At 70.7% G+C, this 20,864-nt stretch carries 20 protein-coding genes and 1 tRNA gene; 16 read left to right on the forward strand and 5 right to left on the reverse strand.

What is annotated here, in order from left to right:
- Nucleotides 1–79 precede the first annotated feature (79 nt).
- From EP26_RS20520 to poxB, 3 genes are read left to right on the forward strand one after another with little or no spacing between them, the layout of a single operon-like run.
- Nucleotides 80–502, forward strand: coding sequence for an acyl-CoA thioesterase (locus tag EP26_RS20520; protein ID WP_043341401.1), 423 nt, complete (start codon nt 80–82; stop codon nt 500–502).
- Entirely contained in the window at nt 499–816 is a 318-nt protein-coding gene (locus EP26_RS32180; RefSeq protein ID WP_052389438.1) for a hypothetical protein, read from the forward strand. Before EP26_RS20520 ends, EP26_RS32180 begins: the two co-directional genes overlap by 4 nt.
- Nucleotides 816–2,543 carry a ubiquinone-dependent pyruvate dehydrogenase gene (gene poxB / locus EP26_RS20530; RefSeq protein ID WP_043341403.1) on the forward strand — a complete coding sequence of 576 codons (1,728 nt, stop codon included), beginning with the start codon at nt 816–818 and terminating at the stop codon, nt 2,541–2,543. Before EP26_RS32180 ends, poxB begins: the two co-directional genes overlap by 1 nt.
- Before the next feature lie 38 nt (nt 2,544–2,581).
- Here the strand turns inward: poxB and EP26_RS20535 are convergent, their stop codons facing one another.
- From EP26_RS20535 to EP26_RS20550, 4 genes are all read right to left on the reverse strand, one after another.
- Nucleotides 2,582–4,681 carry a PQQ-dependent dehydrogenase, methanol/ethanol family gene (locus EP26_RS20535; RefSeq protein ID WP_052389439.1) on the reverse strand — a complete coding sequence of 700 codons (2,100 nt, stop codon included), beginning with the start codon at nt 4,679–4,681 and terminating at the stop codon, nt 2,582–2,584.
- Nucleotides 4,682–4,774: 93 nt separating this feature from the next.
- Nucleotides 4,775–5,941, reverse strand: coding sequence for an MFS transporter (locus EP26_RS36855; protein ID WP_043341407.1), 1,167 nt, complete (start codon nt 5,939–5,941; stop codon nt 4,775–4,777).
- 24 nt (nt 5,942–5,965) lie between these two features.
- Complete coding sequence (locus tag EP26_RS38200) at nt 5,966–6,454, reverse strand: M10 family metallopeptidase C-terminal domain-containing protein (protein ID WP_043341409.1); 489 nt, start codon at nt 6,452–6,454, stop codon at nt 5,966–5,968.
- Between the two features lie 143 nt (nt 6,455–6,597).
- Nucleotides 6,598–6,690, reverse strand: a tRNA-Ser gene (locus EP26_RS20550).
- Between the two features lie 179 nt (nt 6,691–6,869).
- Here EP26_RS20550 and EP26_RS20555 point away from each other — a divergent pair.
- The 8 genes from EP26_RS20555 to EP26_RS20590 all read left to right on the forward strand — a co-directional run bounded on the left by EP26_RS20555 (nt 6,870) and on the right by EP26_RS20590 (nt 14,809).
- Complete coding sequence (locus EP26_RS20555) at nt 6,870–7,682, forward strand: ABC transporter permease (RefSeq protein ID WP_043341410.1); 813 nt, start codon at nt 6,870–6,872, stop codon at nt 7,680–7,682.
- Nucleotides 7,683–7,684: 2 nt separating this feature from the next.
- Nucleotides 7,685–8,761, forward strand: a complete 1,077-nt coding sequence (locus EP26_RS20560; protein WP_043341412.1) for an ABC transporter ATP-binding protein — start codon at nt 7,685–7,687, stop codon at nt 8,759–8,761.
- A 17-nt stretch (nt 8,762–8,778) separates the two neighbouring features.
- On the forward strand, nt 8,779–9,804 hold the full coding sequence (locus EP26_RS20565; protein WP_043341413.1) for an ABC transporter substrate-binding protein: 1,026 nt from the start codon (nt 8,779–8,781) through the stop codon (nt 9,802–9,804).
- Nucleotides 9,805–9,811: 7 nt separating this feature from the next.
- Complete coding sequence (locus EP26_RS20570; RefSeq protein ID WP_043341414.1) at nt 9,812–10,642, forward strand: ABC transporter permease; 831 nt, start codon at nt 9,812–9,814, stop codon at nt 10,640–10,642.
- Between the two features lie 240 nt (nt 10,643–10,882).
- Nucleotides 10,883–11,347 (forward strand): con-10 family general stress protein, encoded by a 465-nt coding sequence (locus EP26_RS20575; RefSeq protein ID WP_043341457.1) that lies wholly within the window; start codon nt 10,883–10,885, stop codon nt 11,345–11,347.
- A 111-nt stretch (nt 11,348–11,458) separates the two neighbouring features.
- Entirely contained in the window at nt 11,459–12,574 is a 1,116-nt protein-coding gene (locus EP26_RS20580) for a CaiB/BaiF CoA transferase family protein (RefSeq protein WP_043341415.1), read from the forward strand.
- Nucleotides 12,575–12,594: 20 nt separating this feature from the next.
- Complete coding sequence (locus EP26_RS20585; RefSeq protein ID WP_052389440.1) at nt 12,595–13,767, forward strand: acyl-CoA dehydrogenase family protein; 1,173 nt, start codon at nt 12,595–12,597, stop codon at nt 13,765–13,767.
- Nucleotides 13,768–13,834: 67 nt separating this feature from the next.
- Nucleotides 13,835–14,809 carry a tripartite tricarboxylate transporter substrate binding protein gene (locus EP26_RS20590; protein ID WP_043341416.1) on the forward strand — a complete coding sequence of 325 codons (975 nt, stop codon included), beginning with the start codon at nt 13,835–13,837 and terminating at the stop codon, nt 14,807–14,809.
- A gap of 21 nt (nt 14,810–14,830) precedes the next feature.
- Here the strand turns inward: EP26_RS20590 and EP26_RS20595 are convergent, their stop codons facing one another.
- Nucleotides 14,831–16,357 (reverse strand): AMP-binding protein, encoded by a 1,527-nt coding sequence (locus EP26_RS20595; protein ID WP_043341417.1) that lies wholly within the window; start codon nt 16,355–16,357, stop codon nt 14,831–14,833.
- 139 nt (nt 16,358–16,496) lie between these two features.
- On the opposite strand from EP26_RS20595, the gene EP26_RS20600 reads away from it, so the two are divergent.
- The 5 genes from EP26_RS20600 to EP26_RS20620 are packed head-to-tail and all read left to right on the forward strand — an operon-like array spanning nt 16,497 to nt 20,862.
- A complete protein-coding gene (locus EP26_RS20600; RefSeq protein ID WP_043341418.1) occupies nt 16,497–17,501 on the forward strand; it encodes an MBL fold metallo-hydrolase in 1,005 nt (334 codons plus the stop codon).
- A 9-nt stretch (nt 17,502–17,510) separates the two neighbouring features.
- Complete coding sequence (locus EP26_RS20605; protein ID WP_043341419.1) at nt 17,511–18,290, forward strand: hypothetical protein; 780 nt, start codon at nt 17,511–17,513, stop codon at nt 18,288–18,290.
- 9 nt (nt 18,291–18,299) lie between these two features.
- Entirely contained in the window at nt 18,300–19,229 is a 930-nt protein-coding gene (locus EP26_RS20610; RefSeq protein ID WP_084112693.1) for a TAXI family TRAP transporter solute-binding subunit, read from the forward strand.
- A complete protein-coding gene (greB, locus tag EP26_RS20615; RefSeq protein ID WP_043341423.1) occupies nt 19,226–19,759 on the forward strand; it encodes a transcription elongation factor GreB in 534 nt (177 codons plus the stop codon). The genes EP26_RS20610 and greB overlap by 4 nt, the downstream gene beginning before the upstream one ends.
- Nucleotides 19,760–19,794: 35 nt before the next feature.
- Nucleotides 19,795–20,862, forward strand: a complete 1,068-nt coding sequence (locus tag EP26_RS20620) for a glucokinase (RefSeq protein WP_052389441.1) — start codon at nt 19,795–19,797, stop codon at nt 20,860–20,862.
- The last annotated feature ends 2 nt before the right edge of the window (nt 20,863–20,864 follow it).

Below are 20,864 nucleotides of genomic sequence, written 5' to 3' on the forward strand. Positions count from 1 at the left end.
GTTCCGGATGGTTGCGCAGCACGGGCGAACGCAGCCCCGTCGCCCGAGTTAGGACGATGAATCGAAGGAGCCACAGCCCATGCCGGACAACCCGCCGGACGACCTACCGGACCCCACCGGCGGCCCGCAGCTGCGGACCATCGCCATGCCGCGCGACGCCAATGCCTCGGGCGACATCTTCGGCGGCTGGACCCTGTCGCAGATGGACCTCGCCGGCGCCGGCTATGCGGCGGAGCGCGCCCAGGGCCGCGTCGCCACGGTCGCCATCGAGGCGATGCGCTTCCTCCGCCCCATCCTGGTCGGCGATGAGGTGAGCTGCTACTGCACCCCCCTCCGATGCGGCGAGACCTCGGTCACCGTCAAGGTCGAGACCTGGGCGCGGGGCCGCGGCCACGGCCGCCGCCCGGAGAAGGTCACCGAAGGCGTCTTCACCTTCGTCGCCATGGACGAGCACGGCCATCCGAGCCCGCTGCCGCCCGAATCCCAAGGAGCCACGCCATGACGCTGTTCACCATCGAGGTCGCCGGCCGCCCCCTTCTCGTCTTCCCCGAGAAGAGCACCGAGGCCGCCGAGGAACTCGCCACCAACTCCATCGGCCCGGACCTGCAGGATTTCGAGGAGGATGGCGAGCCGCTCTGGGACGGCGAGGAGCCCCTGACCGTCCGCGCCGCCAATGACCAGGAATCCGCCCTCTGGGACCAGGGCCTGGCCGAGGCGAAGTCCTCCGGAGACTCCGCCGACTTCGACCCCGACAGCTACGCCGTCCTCCTCGTCGAGGTCGATGCGGAGGACGGCGATGAGGAGGACGAGGCCTGATGGCCCGTCAGTCCGTCGCCGACCTCATCGCCGACACGCTGCGCAAGGTCGGCGTCCGCCGCATCTACGGCCTGGTCGGCGACTCGCTGAACGGACTGACGGACAGCCTCCGCCGCAAGGGGGAGATCGACTGGGTGCATGTCCGCCACGAGGAGACGGCCGCCTTCGCCGCCGGCGCCGAGGCGCACCTGACCGGCCAGCTTGCCGTCTGCGCCGGTAGCTGCGGCCCCGGCAACCTGCACCTCATCAACGGGCTCTATGACTGCCACCGCAACCGCGTCCCGGTCCTCGCCATCGCCGCGCATATCCCGACCGGCGAGATCGGCAGCGGATACTTCCAGGAGACGGACCCGCGCCATCTCTTCGCCGAATGCAGCCACTATGTCAGCCCGGTGGCGACCGTCTCGCAGATCGGCCGCGTCCTCGACACCGCCATCCGCGAGGCGATCGGCAAGCGCGGCGTCGCCGTCATCGTCATCCCCGGCGATGTCGCGCTGGAGGACGCGGAGGAATCCTCCCCCTCCCGCTGGATCGCGCCCGCGCCTGCCATCGTCCAGCCCGACCCCGGCGGGGTCGCTTCGCTGGCCGAGTTGCTGAACGGCGCCGGCCGCATCACCATGCTCTGCGGCGGCGGCTGCGCCGGCGCGCATGACGAGGTGGTCGCGCTGGCCGATGCGCTGAAGGCGCCGGTCGTCCACGCGCTGCGCGGCAAGGAGTTCGTCGAGTACGACAACCCCTTCGATGTCGGCATGACCGGGCTGATCGGCTTCTCCTCCGGCTACCACGCCATGATGGAGTGCGACACGCTGCTGATGCTGGGGACCGACTTCCCCTACCGCCAGTTCTTCCCGACCGAGGCCAAGGTCGCCCAGGTCGATATCCGCCCGGAGAATCTCGGCCGCCGCACCCGCCTCGACCTCGGCCTGGTCGGCGACGTGAAGCAGACCATCGCCGCCCTGCTTCCCCGGCTCACGCCACGCGAGGATCGCCGCTTCCTCGACCGCGCCCTCGCCCATTACCGCGACGCCCGCAAGGGCCTCGACGAGCTGGCCGTCGGCCATCCCGGCCGCAAGCCGATCCACCCGCAATACCTGGCCCGCGTGCTCGACGAGGTCGCCGCCGAGGACGCCATCTTCACCTGCGACGTCGGCACGCCGACGGTCTGGGCCGCCCGCTACCTCACCATGAACGGCAGGCGCCGCCTGGTCGGCTCCTTCTGGCACGGCTCCATGGCGAATGCCCTGCCGCAGGCGATCGGCGCGCAATCCGCCTATCCCGGTCGGCAGGTGATCTCCCTCTCCGGCGATGGCGGCTTCGCCATGCTGATGGGTGACCTGCTGACGCTGAACCAGCTCGACCTGCCGGCGAAGATCGTCATCGTCAACAACGGCACGCTCGGCTTCGTCGAGCTGGAGATGAAGGCCGGCGGCTTCCTCGACGCCGGCACGGAGCTGAAGAACCCCGACTTCGCCGCCATGGCCCGCGCCACCGGCATGCACGCAGTGCGCGTCGAGGACCCCGCCGATCTGCGCGGCGCCTTGCAGGAGGCCCTCGCCCATCCCGGTCCCGCCGTGGTGGACGTCGTCACCAACCGCATGGAGCTGAGCCTGCCACCCAAGACCACCTTCGAGCAGGCGAAGGGCTTCGGCATCTACTTGGCGAAGGCCGTCATCAGCGGCCGCGGCAGCGAGGTGGTGGAGCTGGCCCGCACCAATCTGCTGCGCTGAACGCAGGCCGGGGGGACACCCGCCCCCCGGCTTCCGCCTCAGTTGCGCCGGGCCGCCTCCGCCGAGCTGAGGATGAAGGCGCGGATCTGCAGCACCTGCGCCTCGTCCAGCCGCCCCGCGAAGCGCGGCATCCCGCTCCCGAGGAAGGCCCCTTCGAGCACCACCTTCGGCAGCTCCTCCAGCAGCTCCCGGTGCGCATAGCCGAGATTGGGCACGTTGCCGCCGTTGTTGACGCCCGGCGCCCCGTGGCAGCCGGCGCAGTTGGCGACATAGAGTCCCGCCCCCGCTTGCGCATCCTCGGCCTTGTAGGCGATGCCGCTGACCAGCGGCCGCCGCTCCGCCTGCACCACCGCCGGCATCGGCGCCGTGCCGCCGACGCGGAAGGTGTAGACCCGCCCCGGCGTCACCCGGTCCGTCGCCCGCTGCACGATGCCATAGACGCCGCCCCAGCCGACCGCGATCGAGACATACTGCTCGCCATCGATCTCGTAGGTGGACGGTGCCGCGACCACGCCGGAGCTCACCGGCACCTCCCAGAGCTTCCGCCCGTTGCGTGCGTCATAGGCGATGAAGCGCCCATCCGCCGTGCCCTGGAAGACGAGGTCGCCCGCCGTCGTCAGCGTGCCGCCATTCCACGGCCCGCTGTAATCGACGCCCCAGGCCTCCTGCTGCCGCACCGGGTCCCAGGCGACCAGCCGCCCGAAGGCCTTCGCCTTCGGATCGACGGCATTGAGGTAGAAGCCAAGGTTCCACCCCGACGCGCTCTGGAAGCGCATCGGCGAGTTCGCATTCATCCGCCAGCCCTGGTCGGGCGAAAGGGTGAGCGGCACGCCATGCACCGGCATGTAGACCAAGCCGGTCATCGGGTTGAAGGACATCGGGTGCCAGTTGCGCGCGCCATAGGCGGTCGGGATCGCCTCGAAGGGCTGGTCCACGCTCCGTGCCGCCGGGTTCTCGATCGGCCGCCCCTCGTTGTCGTAGCCCGTCGCCCAATTCACCGCGGTGAAGTTGCGCGCCGAGATGAACTCGCCCGTCTGCCGGTCGATGACGAAGAAGAAGCCGTTCTTCGGCGCATGCATGACGACCTTGCGCCGCCGCCCGTCGATCTCGAGCTCGGCGAGGATCATCGGCTGGGTCGAGGTGAAGTCCCAGTGGTCGCCCGGCGTCTCCTGGTAATGCCAGACATACTGGCCCGTCTCCGGGTTCAGCGCGACGATGGAGCCGAGATAGAGGTTGTCGCCGCCTGCCGGGCTGCGCAGGTGGCGGTTCCAGGGCGAGCCGTTGCCGGTGCCCACATACATCAGGTTCAGCTCGGGATCGTAGGTCATGGTGTCCCACATCGTCCCGCCGCCGCCGGCCTCCCACCAGCGCCCGGCCGGGTCCCAGGTGCGCATGGCCCGCGCCATGCTCTCATCCTCCGGCGGCTTCGAGGGGTCGCCAGGCACCGAGAACCAGCGCCACTTCTGCTCGCCCGTCGCCGCGTCATAGGCGGTCAGGTAGCCCCGCACGCCATATTCCGCGCCGCCATTGCCGATGACGACCTTACCCGCGAAGACTCGCGGCGCACCGGTGATGGTATAGGCCCGGCTGCGGTCGATGATCGTGTCCCGCTCCCAGAGCTTCTGCCCCGTCGCCGCATCCAGTGCGAAGAGCCGCCCGTCGTAGGAGGCGACATAGACCTTGCCCTGATAGACCGCGACGCCACGGTTCACGACATCGCAGCACCCCCGCTCGCCATGCTCCCGCGGCACCTCCGGGTCGAAAGTCCAGAGCGGCTGCCCGGTCTTCGCATCGACCGCATGGACGATGCTCCAGGACCCGGTGACATACATCACCCCGCCGACGACCAGCGGCGTTGCCTGCACCCCCCGCCGGGAGCCGAGGTCGTAGGACCAGGCCAGCCCCAGCCGCCCCACCGTGTCGCTGTTCACCGCGCGCAGCGGGCTGAACCGGTTCTCGGAATAGTTCAGCCCATAGCTCGGCCAGTCCCGCCCTGTTGCGGCATTGGCGATGATGCTCCGCTGGTCGACGGCGCCCGTCGCGGCGCGGATGCGCTCCGGCGTCAGGCCTTGCGCGCCGGCCGTACCGGCGACGGCGCCGGCCAGCAGCGCCGCGAGGGCGGTGCGGTGCAGGGGCATGGACAATCTCCCTTCCTGTCCGAACCTCGTGGTCCGGTTGGGAGAAAGCCTAAGCACTCGTATACGCCAGGCGCAACCGGCGCGTGTGTCGCTTCACCCCGCCACCGGCCGCCGCGCCAGCAGCCGGAAGGCCGCATAGGCCAGCACCAGCAGCGCGACGAAGCCCGCCGCCGCATGCAGCGGCGCCGCCGCCACCCCCGTCACGTCCTGCACCCATCCCGCCGCCGGCGGCAGCCCCGCATGGCCGACATAGAGCCAGGTATAGAAGAGCCCCATGCCGACGGCCCGGTTCTCCGGCCGCAGCGCCTGGGCGGGCAGCGCCATGATCACCCCGACCGGCAACCCCATCGCCAGCCCCGCCACGAGCAGCGGCGTGACACCCATCCCCGCCCCCAGCGCCATAAGGCAAGCGGCCCAGCCGAGGCACCCCGCCAGCATCAGCACCGCCGGCGAGACCCCGCGCTGCGCCAGCATCCCTCCCGCCTGCACCGAGGCGACGGAGAGCCAAGTCGCCAGCCCCACCACCAGCCCCGCCTGCCCCGGCGGCAGCCCGCCCTGGACGAGGAAGGTCGGCGCGAATCCGATCGTCACCGCGAGGCTGCCATTCAGCCCGCCCCACATCGCCCCGGCGAGGCAGACCAGCCCCACCTCCCGCCCCGAGATTCGCCCGCGCGCCCCGGCCGGCGCCGCCGCCCCGTCATTCGGATGCGCCCTGTAGCCGATGCGCAACAGCAGCAGCGCCACCAGCGCCAGCACCCCCGTCGCCGCGAAGGCCAGGGCCCATCCTGCGGCGGCCGCCAGCACCCCGAGCCCCAGCTGCGCCAGGCCGATGCCGATCGGGAAGGAGTTCACGAAGATCGCCATGGCGAGCACGATCTCCCGCTGCCCGGCGAACCAGTCCGTCACCATCTTCGCCATCAGCACGTTGAGCAGCACCGCGCCCATGCCGGCCAGCACCCGTCCCGCCGCCAGCCCGGCGAAGCCCGTCGCCAGGCTGGCCACCAGCCCGCCGAGCGCCATCAGCACCAGCCCCGCCACCACTACCCTCGTGTCGCCGAAGCGCCGCCCGAGCGCCCCGCCCGGCAGCGCCAGCACCAGCCCCGGCAGGAAGTAGAGTCCGATCAGCGCCCCGAGATCGGCGCCGGTGAGCCCCAGCTCCTCCACCAGCAAGGGCGAGACGGAGGCGACCGACTGGAACTGGAAGCCGAGGCTGGTCCGCGCCGCCGTCAGCACCAGCAGCGCCCGCCACTTCGCCTCCATGCGCCCCTCCCGCGGACCTGTCCGTCAGGTATAGATGAAGTCCTGCACCCCCAGGTAGCGCCCGAATTGCTCGAGGGTGATGGTGCCCCGATGCTCCCCCGGCGCCCCGCCCAGCGTGCCGTAATGGATGACGAGGTCGCCATCCTCCTCCAGCTGCATGGTCACCGTCCGCGGCGATACGCCGGTGAACTTGATGCGGTCCTCGCCCTGGCGGAAATCGCCGATGACATCGCCGATCCCGTCGCTGTCGCCCGGCACAATGCCGTCCGGCGTCCCGGTGAAGCGGAAGATGTCGGCCCCGGCGCCGCCGAGCAGGAAGTCGTTGCCGATGCCCCCGCAGACTACGTCGTTCCCGGCGCCGCCCTGCAGCACGTCGGCACCCGCGCCGCCATAGAGGCTGTCGTTGCCGTCATTGCCGAACAGGCTGTCGCTGCCGCCCTCGCCGAAGACCATGTCCGCCAGGCCGGCGCCGGCGATCGTCTCGGATGCATTGGTGCCATGGTAATGGGTCACGACCGGTATTCCCCCCTGCGATCCCTCATCGCCGGTATACGATACGCGATCGTCAGGTCGGCCGCTCTTCACTCTGGGTTGATTTACCGCCGAATCAGCAAACGCGCACGGTCCTGTGGCGCATCGCATCGGGGTGGAAGGGCTGGCGGAGGGGATGGGATTCGAACCCACGATAGAGGTTGACCCCCTATAACGGTTTAGCAAACCGTCGCCTTCAGCCACTCGGCCACCCCTCCGCAGGTGCAGCACGGCTCACGACGTATGCAGGCCGCTTCATACCGAAGCCCCCCCACCCCGTCAAACCCCACATCACGGGCCCAACATCACGGGCGATGATGTTCCGCCTCCCGCACCAGTGCTTGACCCGCACCCGCCCCCGCATCACGGTGCGCCGCGGGAGACGATAGGGGGCTTGATGGCAGGGTCGCGCCTGCAACGGGCGGCGTTCGGCGTGGCGGTGACGGGGGCCTATGGGCTGATCCTGGCGCCGGTGCTCGCCGTCATCGTCATCAGCGTCTTCGCCCAGGAGATCGTCTCCTTCCCGCCCACGGGCTTCAGCCTCGCCTGGTACGCCAATGCCTGGGAGAAGCGCGAATTCGCCCGCGGCTTCGCCACTTCCCTGCAACTGGCGCTGGCCGCCACCGCCATCGGCGTCCCCCTCGGCACGGCGGCGGCCCTGGCCCTCGCCCGCGCCCGGCTCGGCGGCCTCCGCGGCGCGCTGAACACGCTGCTGCTCGGGCCCCTCGCCGTCCCCGGCGTCGTCGCCGGCACCGCCCTCTACCTCTTCTACGTCCGCGCCGAATTCTGGGTCGATGACGACATCAAGGGCACGCTCCCGGGCCTCGTCGCCGCCCATGTCCTGCTGACCATCCCTTGGACGGTCCGCCTCGTCCTCGCCTCTCTCCAGGGCCTCGACCGCGCGGCGGAGGAGGCGGCGGCCAATCTCGGCGCCCGCCCCTTTACCGTCTTCCGCCGCATCACCCTGCCGATGCTCCGCCCGGGCGTCGTCGCCGCCTGCCTCTTCAGCTTCATCCAGAGCTTCGAGAACCTCGAATTGACGCTGCTCCTGGTCGGCCCCGGCCGCACCACCCTCCCCGTCGCCATGCTGAACTACCTCGAATTCCGCGTGGACCCGACGCTCGCCGCCGTCGCCACCGTGCAGATCGCGCTCGTCGGCGCGCTGATGCTGATCACCGACCGCTTCGTCTCGCTGAGCCGCGTCGTCTGAGCATGGGCACCCTCACCCTCGACGCCATCAGCCGCCGTTACGCCACCACCATCGCCGTCGAGCGCGTCGACCTGGACGTCGCGCAGGGCGAGTTCGTCGCCCTCCTCGGCCCCTCCGGCTGCGGCAAGACGACGACCTTGCGGATGGTCGCCGGCTTCGTCCCGCCGAGCAGCGGTCGCATCCTCATCGCCGGCCGCGACGTGACGAAGGCCCCGCCGCATGGCCGCGACACGGGCATGGTTTTCCAGTCCTACGCCCTCTTCCCGCACATGACGGTCGGCGAGAATGTCGCCTTCGGCCTCGAGATGCGGAAGGTCGCCCGCGCCGAGCGCGACGCGCGGGTGCGCGAAGCCCTCCGCCTCGCCCGCCTCGACGGCCTGGCGGACCGCCTCCCCCGCCAGCTCTCCGGCGGCCAGCAGCAGCGCGTGGCCCTCGCCCGCGCCCTCGTCGTCAACCCAGCCGTCTTCCTGCTCGACGAGCCGCTTTCCAACCTCGACGCCAAGCTCCGCGCCGAGGTCCGCATCGAGATCCGCGCCCTGCAGCAGCGCCTCGGCCTGACGACCCTCTTCGTCACCCATGACCAGGAGGAGGCGCTGACCATGGCCGACCGGCTGGTGGTGATGGAGCGTGGCCGCGTCCGCCAGATCGGCACCGCGGAGGCGCTCTACGAACGCCCGGCCGATGCCTTCGTCGCCGGCTTCATCGGCCGCTGCAACCTGCTTCGCGGCACGCCGGAGGCCCCTGGCCAATTCCGCACCGCCACCGGCGCCCTGCTCCCCCGCCTGCCGCTTGCGGCCCCGGCCGGCAGCGTCCTCGCCCTCCGCCCCGAGCGCATCACGGTCGCGACCGAAGGCACCGGCCTCCCCGCCCGCCTCATGGCCGTCACCTATCTCGGCGCCCAGACCGAGTACCATCTCGACCTCGCCGGCACCCGGCTGCTGGCCATCGCGCCCACGCCGGCCGAAGGCGACCCGCGCCGCGCGCTCGCCCCCGGCGATGCCGTCCTCGCCCATTGGGACCCCGCCGAGGCCCGCCTGCTCCCCGCCGAACCCGGCGACCTCCCCGACGACGCCACCTGAACCCGGAGACCGCCCCGATGCGCCTCACACGCCGCAGCACCCTCGCCGCCGCCCTCACCGCCGGCCTCCCCGGCTTCGCCGATGCCCAGCCCTCCGGCCAGGTCGTCGTCGGCACCTGGGGCGGCGACTACGGCGACCTGCTCGCCTCCAACATCGACAAGCCGATCCTCGCCCCCAAGGGCATCGAGGTGGTGCAGGATGTCGGCCCGCAGGACCCGCGCAAAACCAAGCTGATCGCCGAGCGCGCCTCGCGCCGCGGCAGCATGGATGTCTGCTGCCTCTCGGATGTCGACATGTTCACCCTCGCCCAGCAGGGCGTCTTCGAGCCGATCGAGGAGGGCCGCATCCCCAACCTCGCCCGCGCCATCCCCTCGCTGAAGCGCCCCTATTCGGCGCCGCACATCTATTCGGCGAAGGTCATCCTTTACAACCCGGCCAAGGTGACGACGCCCCCCCAGTCCTATGCCGACCTGTGGGACCCGAAATACCGCGGCCGCGTCGGCCTGGTGGACATCCTCCACTTGCAGAACATGGAAGCCGCGTCGCTGGTCGCCGGCGGCACCGTGCACGACTACGAGCCCGGCAAGAAGAAGCTGATGGAGCTCCGCAGCCTCGACGCGAAGGTCTACCCTTCCAACGAGGCACTCGCCGCCGCGCTGAAGTCGGAGGAGGTCTGGCTGACCATCATGTGGCTCGCCCGCGGCTTCATGTGGAAGAAGTCCGGCATCCCCGTCGAGCACGCCGTCCCGAGCGAGGGCGCCACCAGCATCTGCTTCGAGATGTCGGTGCCGAAGAACGCCCGCAACCGCGCCGGCGCCATGGCCTATCTCGACGCCGCCCTCGACGCCCGCGCCCAGACCGCCTTCGCCGACCGCATGGGCTACGCGCCCACCGTGACCGACGCCCAGCTCCCCCCCGAGCTCGCCCGCCAGATCAGCCTCACCCCCGAGCAGCAAGCGAAGCTCCGCACGCCCGACTACGAATACATCGCCAAGAACCAGGTCGCCCTCATCGACTTCTGGAACAAGGAGTTCAAGCGGTAGGGGAGCGATGGCCGCCCTCCTCCTCCCCGCGACGCTCCTGGTGCTCGGCCTGCTGGTCGCGCCCATGGCGATGCTCTTCCGCATCAGCCTGAACCGCTACGACGCGGCACAGATGATGCAGGAGGCGCTGACCGCGGAGAACTACCTCCGCGCCCTCGCCGACCCCTATTACCGCGAGGTGCTGGGGACGACGCTCGGCGTCGCCTTCACCAGCACCCTGCTTGCCCTGCTGATCGGCTTCCCCGCCGCCTACTGGCTCGCCCGCATGGAGAGCCGCTGGAAGAGCCTCGCTACCATCCTGACGCTCTTCCCCCTGCTCGTCGGCAACGTCGTCCGTGCCGCCGGCTGGATGGCCCTCCTCGGCCGCGACGGCGCCATCAATGCCGGCCTCATCGGCATGGGCCTTATCGCCGAGCCCTGGCCGATGCTCTACACCACCGGTGCCGTCATCGCCGGCATCCTCGCCGTGGTCGCCCCCTACATGATCCTGACCCTCGCCGCGGTGATCGAGGGCATCCCCCGTGGCGTCGAGGAGGCGGCGGCCAATCTCGGCGCCAGCCCGATGACCGCCTTCCGCCGCGTCGTCCTTCCGCTCGCCCTGCCCGGCGTCGCCGCCGGCTGCGTCCTCGTCTTCATCCTCTGCATGAACGCCTATGCGACGCCCGTCCTGCTCGGAGGCCCGCAGTTCAAGATGATGGCGCCCGCCGTCTACGACCAGTTCGTGCGCGGGACCAACTGGCCTTTCGGTGCCGCCCTCGCCTTCCTCCTCCTCATCGTCACCCTCGCGCTCACCATCATCGGCAGCACGATCCTCGCCAGCCGCTCGCGTTCGCGTTGAGCGCGAAAAACCATCCCGGTTACTCCCTTGTGGATATTGCGAGACCGGCCACGCAACCGGGCCGGGAAAGCCTGTCCTTGGCCGCCACCATGGCGCCTTCGGATAGTTTATAATATTGATTTTGCAGTGTTTTTCTAGACTTTGTACGGAACGTGCCGCATCCGGCGGCACCGTTCCACGTTCTCCCCCGCAGGCCGCGGACAAGGCGGCCACGCAGTTAATGAATCGGGGATGAACATCATGGCCAATAGCGGCAACAGCAATCCCGGTAACTTCGCCAACGACCGCGAGAAGGCCTCGCGCGCCGGCCAGGCCGGCGGCAGCAACCAGAGCGCCGAGAACAACCCGGGCAACTTCGCCAACGACCGCCAGAAGGCCTCCGAGGCCGGCCGCATCGGTGGCCAGCACCAGGGCAAGGAGAACAACCCCGCCAATTTCGCCAATAACCGCGAGAAGGCCTCCGAGGCCGGCCGCATCGGTGGCCAGCACCAGGGCAAGGAAAACAACCCCGCCAATTTCGCCAATGACCGCGAGAAGGCCGCCGAGGCCGGTCGCGCCGGCGGCCAGGCCAGCCATGGCGGCGGCGGCAACAGCGGCGGCTCGGGCAGTGGCAGCGGCAATGGTGGCAACTTCGCCCAGGACCGCGAGAAGGCCAGCGAGGCCGGCAAGAAGGGCGGCCAGAACAGCCATGGCGGCCGCAGCTGAGCGGATCGCCTGACTGATACAGGGATGGGGGGCCGGTAGCGATGCCGGCCCCTTTTCTCTTCCCGGATACGCATAGCCTGCTAAGCTTCCCCCAATCACGGAGGAAGCCCGATGGGACCGTTGAAGGGCCTGCGCGTCCTGGAATTCGCCGGCATTGGCCCCGGCCCTTTCTGCGCGATGGTGCTCGCCGATCTCGGCGCCGAGGTCATCCGCCTCGAGCGCAAGGGCGCCCCGCCCCCACCGCCCGAGGATTTCGTCCTCCGCGGCCGCCGCACCATCGCCCTCGACCTGAAATCCCCCGCCGCCATCGACGCCGCGCTCCGCCTGGTGGAATCGGCCGACGCCCTGATCGAAGGCTTCCGCCCCGGCGTGATGGAGCGCCTCGGCCTCGGGCCCGACACCTGCCTCGCCCGCAACCCCCGCCTCGCCTATGGCCGCATGACCGGCTGGGGCCAGGAGGGCCCGCTCGCCCAGTCCGCCGGCCATGACATCGACTACATCGCCCTCACCGGCGCGCTGCACGCCATCGGCCGCCCCGGCGAGCGCCCCGTCCCGCCGCTGAACCTCGTCGGCGACTATGGCGGCGGCGGCATGCTTCTGGCCCTCGGCCTCCTCGCCGCCATGCTGGAGGCGAAGTCCAGCGGCCGCGGCCAAGTGGTCGACGCCGCCATGGTCGACGGCGCCGCCCTGCTGATGGCCCCGATCTACGCGGCGAAGGCCCGCGGCCGCTGGTCGCAGCAGCGCGGCACCAACATGCTCGACGGCGCCGCCCCCTGGTACGACACCTATGAATGCGCCGATGGCCGCAGCATCGCCGTCGGCCCCATCGAGCCGCAATTCTTCGCCCTCATGTGCGAGAAGCTCGGCCTCGACGCCAGCCGCTTCCCCGACCGCATGTCGCCCTCGGCCTGGCCCGCGCTGAAGGGCGAGTTGATCGCCATCTTCCGCAGCCGCACCCGCGACGACTGGGCCGCGCTCTTCGAGGGGACGGATGCCTGCATCGCCCCCGTCCTCGACATGGACGAAGCGCCGCGCCATCCCCACAACCAGGCCCGCCGAACCTTCCTCGCCCGCGACGGCGTGGTGCAGCCCGCCCCCGCTCCCCGCTTCAGCCGCACCCCGGCTGAGCCCGGCGCGCCCGCCCGCGCCGTGCCCGACGAGATCCTCACCGATTGCGGCTTTACCGCCGACGACATCGCCGCCCTCCGCGCCGCCAACGCCATCTGATCCAGGGAAGAGACAAGGCCATGGACACCAACCCCGCCCTGCCCGGCCGCAGCCTCGCCGGCCCCCGCACCGTCTACAACTCCGACCACGAGATGTTCCGCGACCAGGTGCGCCGCTTCTTCGAGAAACACATCGTTCCCTTCCATCGCCAGTGGGAGCGCGACGGCATCGTCCCCCGCTCCGTCTGGCTCGAGGCTGGCTCCGCCGGCCTGCTCTGCCCCATGCTGTCGGAGGAGTACGGCGGCGCCGGCGCCGATTTCGGCTACAGCGCCATCATCATCGAGGAGATCGCGCGCACCAACTGCACCGGCCCCGGCTTCCCGCTGCATTCCGACATCGTCGTCCCCTACATCGCCGACCTTGCGACTGAGCAGCGCAAGCGCGACTGGCTGCCGGGGATGGCGCGCGGCGAGATCATCGGCGCCATCGCCATGACCGAACCCGGCATGGGCAGCGACCTCAAGGCGATGCGCACCACGGCGCGGCGCGAGGGCGACGAATACGTCATCAGCGGCTCCAAGACCTTCATCAGCAACGGCCAGCTCGCCGACCTCGTCATCGTCTGCGCCAAGACCGACCCTTCGGCCGGCCGCAAGGGCATCAGCCTGATCTGCGTCCCCGCCGACGCCCCCGGCTTCACCAAGGGCCGCAACCTCGAGAAGATCGGCCTGCACGCGCAGGACACCTCGGAGCTCTTCTTCGAGGATGTCCGCGTCCCCGTGGCCAACCTGCTCGGCGAGGAGAACAAGGGCTTCAACTACCTCATCCGCAACCTCCCCCAGGAGCGCCTTGTCATCGCCGTCCGCGCCGCGATGGGCATGGAGGTGATGCTGGAGAAGACCGTCGCCTACACCAAGGAGCGCCAGGCATTCGGCCAGCCGGTCATCGACTTCCAGCACAACCGCTTCAAGCTGGCCGACGCCAAGGCGCAGGCGACGATGTTCCGCGTCTTCGCCGACCACTGCCTCGCCCTCCACCTCCGCGGCGAACTCACCGTCGAGCTGGCGGCAACCGCCAAGCTGCTCGGCGCCGAGATGCAGAACCGTCTGTTCGACGACTTCCTCCAGCTCCATGGCGGCTACGGCTACATGGCGGAGTACGAGATCGGCCGCGCCTGGGCCGATGCCCGCATCGGCCGCATCTATGGCGGCAGCAGCGAGATCATGCGCGAAATCATCGGCCGCACGCTGTAGGATCGCCGGGCCCTGCCGCTCGACCCGGCGGGGCCCCAACAACAAGACCACCCGGGACGAACCATCCATGCCGCTCGCCACCCGCCGAGCCCTGCTCGGCGCTGCTCTCGCTACGCCCGCTCTCGCCCCATCCCTGTCCAGGGCGCAGACACGCTTCCCCGAGCGCCCCATCACCCTCCTCGTCCCCTTCCCCGCCGGCGGCGCGACGGATGTGCAGATGCGCGCCCTCGCCGAGGCCGCCAGCCGCGCCTTCGGCCAGACCGTGGTGACGGAGAACCGCCCCGGCGCCGGCAGCACCCTCGGCCCCGCCGCCGTGGCGCGCGCCAAGCCCGACGGCTACCTCGTCTCGCAGATGACCCTGCCCGCGCTCCGCCTGCCCTTCATGCAGCGCATGGCCTATGACCCGCGCCGCGACTTCACCCCGATCATCCACCTGACCGGCTACACCTTCGGCATCGTCGTCCGCGGCGACAGCCCGTGGAAGACCTGGCAGGAGGTCGTGGCCGATGCCCGCCGCAACCCCGGCCGCCACCGCTGGGGCAATACCGGCGCCAATGGCACGCCACACCTGGCGATGGTCGACCTCGCCGAGCGCGAGAAGCTTGAGGTCGTCCACGTCCCCTTCCGCGGCGAGGCCGATGCGGTGCCGGCCCTGCTCGGCGGCCATATCGAGGCGACCGCCGCCGGCACGGGCCTCTACGAGTTGATCAAGGAAGGCAGGGTCCGCCTGCTGAACGTCTGGACGCCCGAACGCCGCCCCGGCTTCCCCGAGGTGCCGACGCTGCTCGAGCTCGGCTACCAGGGCATGGTCATCACCTCGCCCTATGGCCTCGTCGCCCCCGCCGGCCTCGACCCCGAGATTCTCGCGGCCCTGCATGAGGGCTTCCGCCGCGCCCTGCACGATCCGGCGCATCTCGCCGTGCTCGCCCGGCTCGACCAGCCGCTGCAATACCTGAACAGCGCCGACTACGCCCGCAACATGGCGGAGACGATCGACATGGAGGAGGCGCGGGTGAAGCGCCTCGGCCTCAGCACGGGCTGATGCACGCCGAGGGCGGCCGCGTCAGCCTGCCGCCGTCAGGTAGCGCTCCTTCAGGATCCGCCGCAGCAGCTTCCCCGCCTCGCTGCGCGGCAGTTCCTCGACGAACTCATAGCTCTTCGGCCGCTTCACGCCCGACAGCCGCTCCCGGCACCAGGCATCCAGCACCGCCGGCTCCACGGCCTCGCGCGGCACGATCACCGCATGCACCTGCTCGCCCATCTCCTCATGCGGCACGCCGACGACGGCCACCTCGCCCACCGCCGGATGCTGCGCCAGCGCCGCCTCGATCTCCGCTGGATAGATATTGACCCCACCCGAGAGGATCAGATCCGCCCGCCGATTGGAGAGGAACAGGAACCCCTCCTCATCCACCCAGCCCAGGTCGCCGAGCGTCGCCCAGCCCCGCTCGTCGTAGCAGGCCTCCGTCTTCTCCGGCGCGTTGTGATAGGCGAAGCGCGGCCCGCCCTCGAAGCGGATCGTCCCCGTCTCCCCCGGCGGCAGCTCCCGCCCATCCTCGCCCGTGATGTGGACGCGCACGCCATTCACCGGCCGCCCTACCGAGCCGGGCTTGCGCAACCAGGTCTCGCTGTCGATCACCGTCGTCCCGATCCCTTCGGAGCCCGCGTAGTATTCGTAGAGGACCGGCCCCCACCACTCGATCATCGCCCGCTTCACCGAGACCGGGCAGGGCGCCGCCGCATGGATGGCGCAGCGATGCGATGACAGGTCGTGCGCGCCCTTCACCTCCTCCGGCAGCGCCAGCAGCCGCACGAACATCGTCGGCACCCACTGGCTATGCGTGACGCGATACCGCTCGATCATGGCGAGGCACTGCGCCGCATCGAATTTCCGCAGGATGATCGCCGTCCCGCCCTCCAGCAGCGTCCGGCTGACATAGCCGAAGGGCGCCGCGTGATAGAGCGGTGCCGGTGAGAGATAGACCACGCTCTCGTCGAAGCCGTAGAGCGACTTCCACGTCATGTCCCACATCGGCGCGTCGCGCTGCTCATAGGGCAGCATCGGCCTGCGAATGCCCTTCGGCAGCCCCGTCGTCCCCGATGAGTACAGGAACTCCCGCCCCAGCGGCCGCTCCGGCAGCGCCGCCGCCGCATCCTCGCGCGCCAGCGCCGCCTCGTAGCTCTCGTAGCCCGCGATGCCGTCGCCCAGCGCATAGCGCGGCCGCCCGCCGATCGCGCCCTCGGCGACGAGCGCCGCCGCCAGCCCCTCCAGCTCCGGGCTGGCGACGACGAGCTTCGCGCCGCTGTCGTTCAGCACATAGGCCACCTCATGCGGCCGCAGATGAATGGAGAGCGGCGTGATGTAGAGCCCCGCCAGCCGTGCCGCCTCGGCGAGTTCGAGGAATTCCGGCCGGTTGTCGAGCAGCACCGCGATGCCATCGCCCGGCTGCAGCCCGATCCGCAGCAGCCAATGCGCCGCCCGCCGCGCCCGCGCATGGAGGCCGCCATAGCTGATCGTGACGCCGGTATCGGGAAAGATCGCGGCCAGCTTCTCCGCTTGGCGTTCCGCCCAATAGGCCAGTTGCGGCATCCGTTCCTCCTGCTGGGCGAAGGGTGGCGGCCTCATTACCTGCCGTCAACCACGCGCGATTTCGCTCGACGCATCCCGCTCCCGCTGTACCATCGCCGCGTGCCGCGCCATGCCGCGGCACCGGATTGGGAGGAACAGGATGATCCAGATCAGCCGCCGTGCCCTTTTGGGCGCGGCCGCCGCGACGCTCGCCGCGCCCGCGCTCGTCACCACCGCCATCACCGAAGCCCGCGCCGCCGCACCCTTCCGCAACGACCTGCCGCCCGCCTGGTACCGCTTCAAGCTCGGCGGCTACGAACTCACCATCATCTCCGACGGCAGGCTGCCGCTCGGCAAGCCGGAGCCCGCCTTCCCGGCCTCGCCGCCCGAGGAGATCCGCAACCTGCTGACCGGCAGTTTCCTCGACCCCGCTTCGGCGACGCTCGAGCAGAACGCGCTGGTGCTGAACACCGGCCGCCAGCTCATCCTCTTCGACACCGGCATGGGCGAGAGCATGGGCGCCGCGAGCCAGATGTTCGGCCCGACCACCGGCAAGCTGCTGGCGAACATGAAGGCCGCCGGCATCGACCCCGCGCAGATCGACATGGTGGTGCTCACGCATGCGCATTGCGACCATTGCTGGGCGCTGGTCGATGCGCAGGGCCGCCGCAACTTCCCCAACGCGCAGGTCGCGGTGAGCGAGACCGACCTGCGCTTCTGGACCGACGACGCCAACAAGAAGGGCCCCGACTTCATGGTGCCCTTCATCGACGGCGCCAAGAAGAACCTGTCGGCCTATCGCGACCGCATGGTGATGGTGCAGGACGGCAAGGAGGTCACGCCCGGCGTCACCGCCTTCGCCACGCCCGGCCACACCATGGGCCACATGGTCTATTTCATCTCCGACGGCAACAAGACCGTCGTCAACACCGGCGACCTCGCGCACCACCAGGTGCTGCTGCTGAAGAAGCCGCTCTGGGAATTCGCCTTCGACACCGACCCCAAGCTTTCGGCCCAGTCGCGGTTCAAGATGCTGACGCGCCTTGCCGCGGACAAGCACCCGGTCATCTCCTACCACTTTCCCTGGCCCGGCCTCGGCCATGTGGCGAAGGCCGGCGAGAGCTTCGAGTGGTATGCGGAGCCGATGAACCTGACCTCGCTGTAGGGCACACGCATGCCGCTGGCCGAACTCCGCGAAGCCGACGCGCCGCCCGCCATCGCGGCGCTCTACGATCGGCTGCGCACGGCCAGCGGCGTCCCCCTCGTCAACTTCATCCACCGCCATCTGGCGACGCTCGACGGCGTGCTGCCCTGGCTCTGGCACGCCATCCGCCCGCCCCTGGAGGATGGCAGCCTCGCCGGCGCCCGAAGCCGCCTCGCCGCCGCCATCCCCCTCCCACCCCTCGACCCCGCCCCTTCGGACCCTGCCATCCTCGCCCTGGTCGAGACCTACAACCGCGGCAACCTCACCAACCTGATCCTGCTCACCGCCCTCCGCCGCGCCCTGGCCAACGACCCACCGCATCCCGCCCCGCCGCCGCCGCGCCTGGCCCCGGAGCCGATGCTCCCCGCCCCGCCGCCCCTCCCCCGCCTCGACGCCCTGCCACCCGAGACCGCCGCCCAGGTCACTGCGCTGGCCGCCCGCCACGGCGCCGGCGTGGTGCCGAGCCTCTACCTCCACCTCGCCCACTGGCCCGATTTCCTCGCAACCCTCCCCGCCCGCGCCGGCGCCCTGCTCGACCCGGCGGCCATCGCGGCCGCCCGCGCCACCACCCTCCGCCTCGCCGAAGCCGAGGCCGACGCCATCCGCCCCCTGCTCGCCATCGAGGAGCCCCTCCCCGACCCCCACGCCCTCCCCCCGATCGAGACCTTCACCCGTCAGGTCATCCCCGACATGGTCCCGATCGGCCTCGGCCTCCGCCGCCTGCTGGCCTCCGGCGCCCCGCCGGGCTAAGCCCTGCCGATGCCCACCCGCCGCACGCTGCTCGCCGCCACCCTCGCCACCGCCGCCCCGCCGGCCGGCGCCCAGACCCTGGTGCAATCCCTCAACGCATTGGCCGCCCGCGCCAATGCCGGCACCATCGGCATCGTCACTGGCGGCATCGACGGCACCTATGCCCGCATCGCCGCCGACCTCGCCGCCGTCCTCGACGACGGCGACGCGCTCCGCATCCTCCCGATCCTCGGCCGCGGCTCGCTGCAGAACATCAGCGACATCCTGGTCCTGCGCGGCGTCGATCTCGGCATCGTCCAGTCGGACGTGCTCGCCTATGCCCGCAGCCGCCGCCTGCTCCCCGGCCTCGACTCCCTGGTTCAGTACGTCACCAAGCTCTACGACGAGGAGGTCCACATCCTCGCCGCCCCCGGCATCGCCAGCCTTGAGGACCTCGCCAACAAGCCCGTCAACATCGACCTGCAAGGCAGCGGCACCGCGATGACCGCCAGCCTGCTCTTCGAGGGCATCCCCATCGAGCCCCGCCACGCCCCGCAGGACGTGGCGCTGGAGCAGCTCCGCCGCGGCGAGATCGCCGCCCTCGCCTATGTCACCGGCAAGCCCGCCCGCCTCTTCGCCGGCCTCCCCGCCGGCACGCCCCTCCGCTTCCTCCCCATTCAGATGACGCCCCGCCTGCTGGAAACCTACCTCCCGGGCTCCCTCACCCCCGCCGACTACCCCGCCTTGATCGCGGACGGCCCGGTCGAGACCATCGCCGTCGGCGCCGTCATGGCCTGCTACGCCTGGACGCCTGGCACCGAGCGCCACCGCAAGCTCGCCCGCTTCGCCACCGCCTTCGAGGCGAAATTCCCCGCCTTCCTCCGCCCCCCGCGCCACCCCAAATGGCGCGAGGTGGACCTCGCCGCCCGCCTCCCCGGCTGGACCCGCTTCCGCGCATGACGCCGCAGGACGACGACGACGAGGACGACGCCCCACCCGGCCTCGCCCCCGGCACGCCCTTCTACATGACCCCCGCCGGCCACGCCGCCCTCCAGGCCGAACTCCACCGCCTCTGGACCGAGGAGCGCCCCAAGGTCGTCGAGGTCGTCTCCTGGGCTGCGGGTTTGGGCGACCGCTCCGAGAATGCCGACTACCAATACGGCAAGCGCCGCCTGCGCGAGATTGACCGCCGCGTCCGCTTCCTCCGCAAGCGCCTCGAGCGCGTCCAGGTCGTGGACCCCGCTACCCAGCCCCGCCGCGACCGCGTCTTCTTCGGCGCGACCGTCACCTATGCCCGCGAGGACGACCGCGAGGTCACGGTGACGATCGTCGGCATCGACGAGGCCGACACCGCGCAGCACCGCATCTCCTGGGTCTCCCCCGTGGCCCGTGCCCTGCTCGGCGCCGGCATCGGCGACCTGGTCCGCCTCCGCACCCCGCAGGGCGTCGAATCCCTCGAGATCGTCTCCATCGCTTATCCGGAACGTTGATCGAACCGAAACGCCACCGCCGGCGTTGGCCCCGCATGACCGAACAGGCCCGCCGGCCCACCCCGCCCGGCTTCCCCGCCCATGGCGCCAACGAGCTGCCCGCCGTCACGGTGGACACCGCCAACGCCACCCTCCGCACCCCCGATGGCTTCCTCGGCGACCGCGCCAGCAGCACCGCCTTCCGTGCCATCCTCGCCGACTGGCGGGAGCGCCTGAAGGCCGTGGACAAGGAGGATCCCTTCGGCGACGCCGCCCCCGATCAGATCGGCCGCCGCCAGCTCGACAAGCTCCTCGCCGAGGGCGACCCGGAGCTCGCCGGCCTGATCCACGGCGTCGTCGAGGAATTCGCCCAGTCCTTCGCCACCGTCGTCAAGCGCCTGCTCAAGCTGAAGGACTGGCAGGGCACCGAGCGCATCGTCATCGGCGGCGGCATGCGCGGCAGCCGCGTCGGGGAGCTGGCCATCGGCCGCGCCGCCATGCTGCTGAAGGGCGACGAGATCACCATTGACCTCACCCCCATCCGCCACGACCCCGACGAGGCCGGCCTGATCGGCGCGACGCAGCTCGCCCCGCCCTGGATCTTCCTCGGCCATGACGCGCTGCTCGCCATCGACATCGGCGGCTCCAACATTCGCGTCGGCCTCGTCCGCCCGCACCTGAAGAAGGCTTCCGACCTCTCCGCCGCCTGCCTCTGGGACAGCGCCATCTGGCGCCACCGCGACGACAAGCCCGGCCGCGATGCCGCGATCGACCGCCTCATCGAGATGCTGCGGGAGATGCTGCACAAGGCCGAGAAGCGCGGCCTCGCCGTCGCCCCCTTCATCGGCATCGGCTGCCCCGGCCATGTCGAGGAGGATGGCAGCATCGCCCATGGCGCCCAGAACCTCCCCGGCGATTGGGAGAGCGACCGCTTCAACCTCCCCGCCCGCCTCCACGCCGCCCTCCCCGAGATCGGCGGCCATGCCACGGTGATCGTCATGCACAACGACGCCGTGGTGCAGGGCCTCAGCCAGGTCCCCTGGATGGGCGACGTGAAGCATTGGGGCGTGCTCACCATCGGCACCGGCCTCGGCAACGCCCGCTTCACCAACCGCAGGTCCTGAGC

The organism is Belnapia moabensis DSM 16746 (assembly GCF_000745835.1).
GTDB classification, from domain to species: domain Bacteria; phylum Pseudomonadota; class Alphaproteobacteria; order Acetobacterales; family Acetobacteraceae; genus Belnapia; species Belnapia moabensis.

Bases quoted from the DNA above. Each gene is read 5' to 3' on its own strand.
- EP26_RS36855 (WP_043341407.1), bottom strand. From the start codon at position 5,941: ATGGAGGCGAAGTGGCGGGCGCTGCTGGTGCTGACGGCGGCGCGGACC.
- EP26_RS20535 (WP_052389439.1), bottom strand. From the start codon at position 4,681: ATGCCCCTGCACCGCACCGCCCTCGCGGCGCTGCTGGCCGGCGCCGTC.
- EP26_RS20570 (WP_043341414.1), top strand. From the start codon at position 9,812: ATGGCCGCCCTCCTCCTCCCCGCGACGCTCCTGGTGCTCGGCCTGCTG.
- EP26_RS20565 (WP_043341413.1), top strand. From the start codon at position 8,779: ATGCGCCTCACACGCCGCAGCACCCTCGCCGCCGCCCTCACCGCCGGC.
- EP26_RS20610 (WP_084112693.1), top strand. From the start codon at position 18,300: ATGCCCACCCGCCGCACGCTGCTCGCCGCCACCCTCGCCACCGCCGCC.
- EP26_RS20620 (WP_052389441.1), top strand. From the start codon at position 19,795: ATGACCGAACAGGCCCGCCGGCCCACCCCGCCCGGCTTCCCCGCCCAT.
- EP26_RS20590 (WP_043341416.1), top strand. From the start codon at position 13,835: ATGCCGCTCGCCACCCGCCGAGCCCTGCTCGGCGCTGCTCTCGCTACG.
- EP26_RS32180 (WP_052389438.1), top strand. From the start codon at position 499: ATGACGCTGTTCACCATCGAGGTCGCCGGCCGCCCCCTTCTCGTCTTC.
- EP26_RS20580 (WP_043341415.1), top strand. From the start codon at position 11,459: ATGGGACCGTTGAAGGGCCTGCGCGTCCTGGAATTCGCCGGCATTGGC.
- greB (WP_043341423.1), top strand. From the start codon at position 19,226: ATGACGCCGCAGGACGACGACGACGAGGACGACGCCCCACCCGGCCTC.
- EP26_RS20575 (WP_043341457.1), top strand. From the start codon at position 10,883: ATGGCCAATAGCGGCAACAGCAATCCCGGTAACTTCGCCAACGACCGC.
- EP26_RS20520 (WP_043341401.1), top strand. From the start codon at position 80: ATGCCGGACAACCCGCCGGACGACCTACCGGACCCCACCGGCGGCCCG.
- EP26_RS20605 (WP_043341419.1), top strand. From the start codon at position 17,511: ATGCCGCTGGCCGAACTCCGCGAAGCCGACGCGCCGCCCGCCATCGCG.
- EP26_RS20600 (WP_043341418.1), top strand. From the start codon at position 16,497: ATGATCCAGATCAGCCGCCGTGCCCTTTTGGGCGCGGCCGCCGCGACG.
- EP26_RS20595 (WP_043341417.1), bottom strand. From the start codon at position 16,357: ATGCCGCAACTGGCCTATTGGGCGGAACGCCAAGCGGAGAAGCTGGCC.
- EP26_RS20585 (WP_052389440.1), top strand. From the start codon at position 12,595: ATGGACACCAACCCCGCCCTGCCCGGCCGCAGCCTCGCCGGCCCCCGC.
- EP26_RS20555 (WP_043341410.1), top strand. From the start codon at position 6,870: ATGGCAGGGTCGCGCCTGCAACGGGCGGCGTTCGGCGTGGCGGTGACG.
- EP26_RS20560 (WP_043341412.1), top strand. From the start codon at position 7,685: ATGGGCACCCTCACCCTCGACGCCATCAGCCGCCGTTACGCCACCACC.
- poxB (WP_043341403.1), top strand. From the start codon at position 816: ATGGCCCGTCAGTCCGTCGCCGACCTCATCGCCGACACGCTGCGCAAG.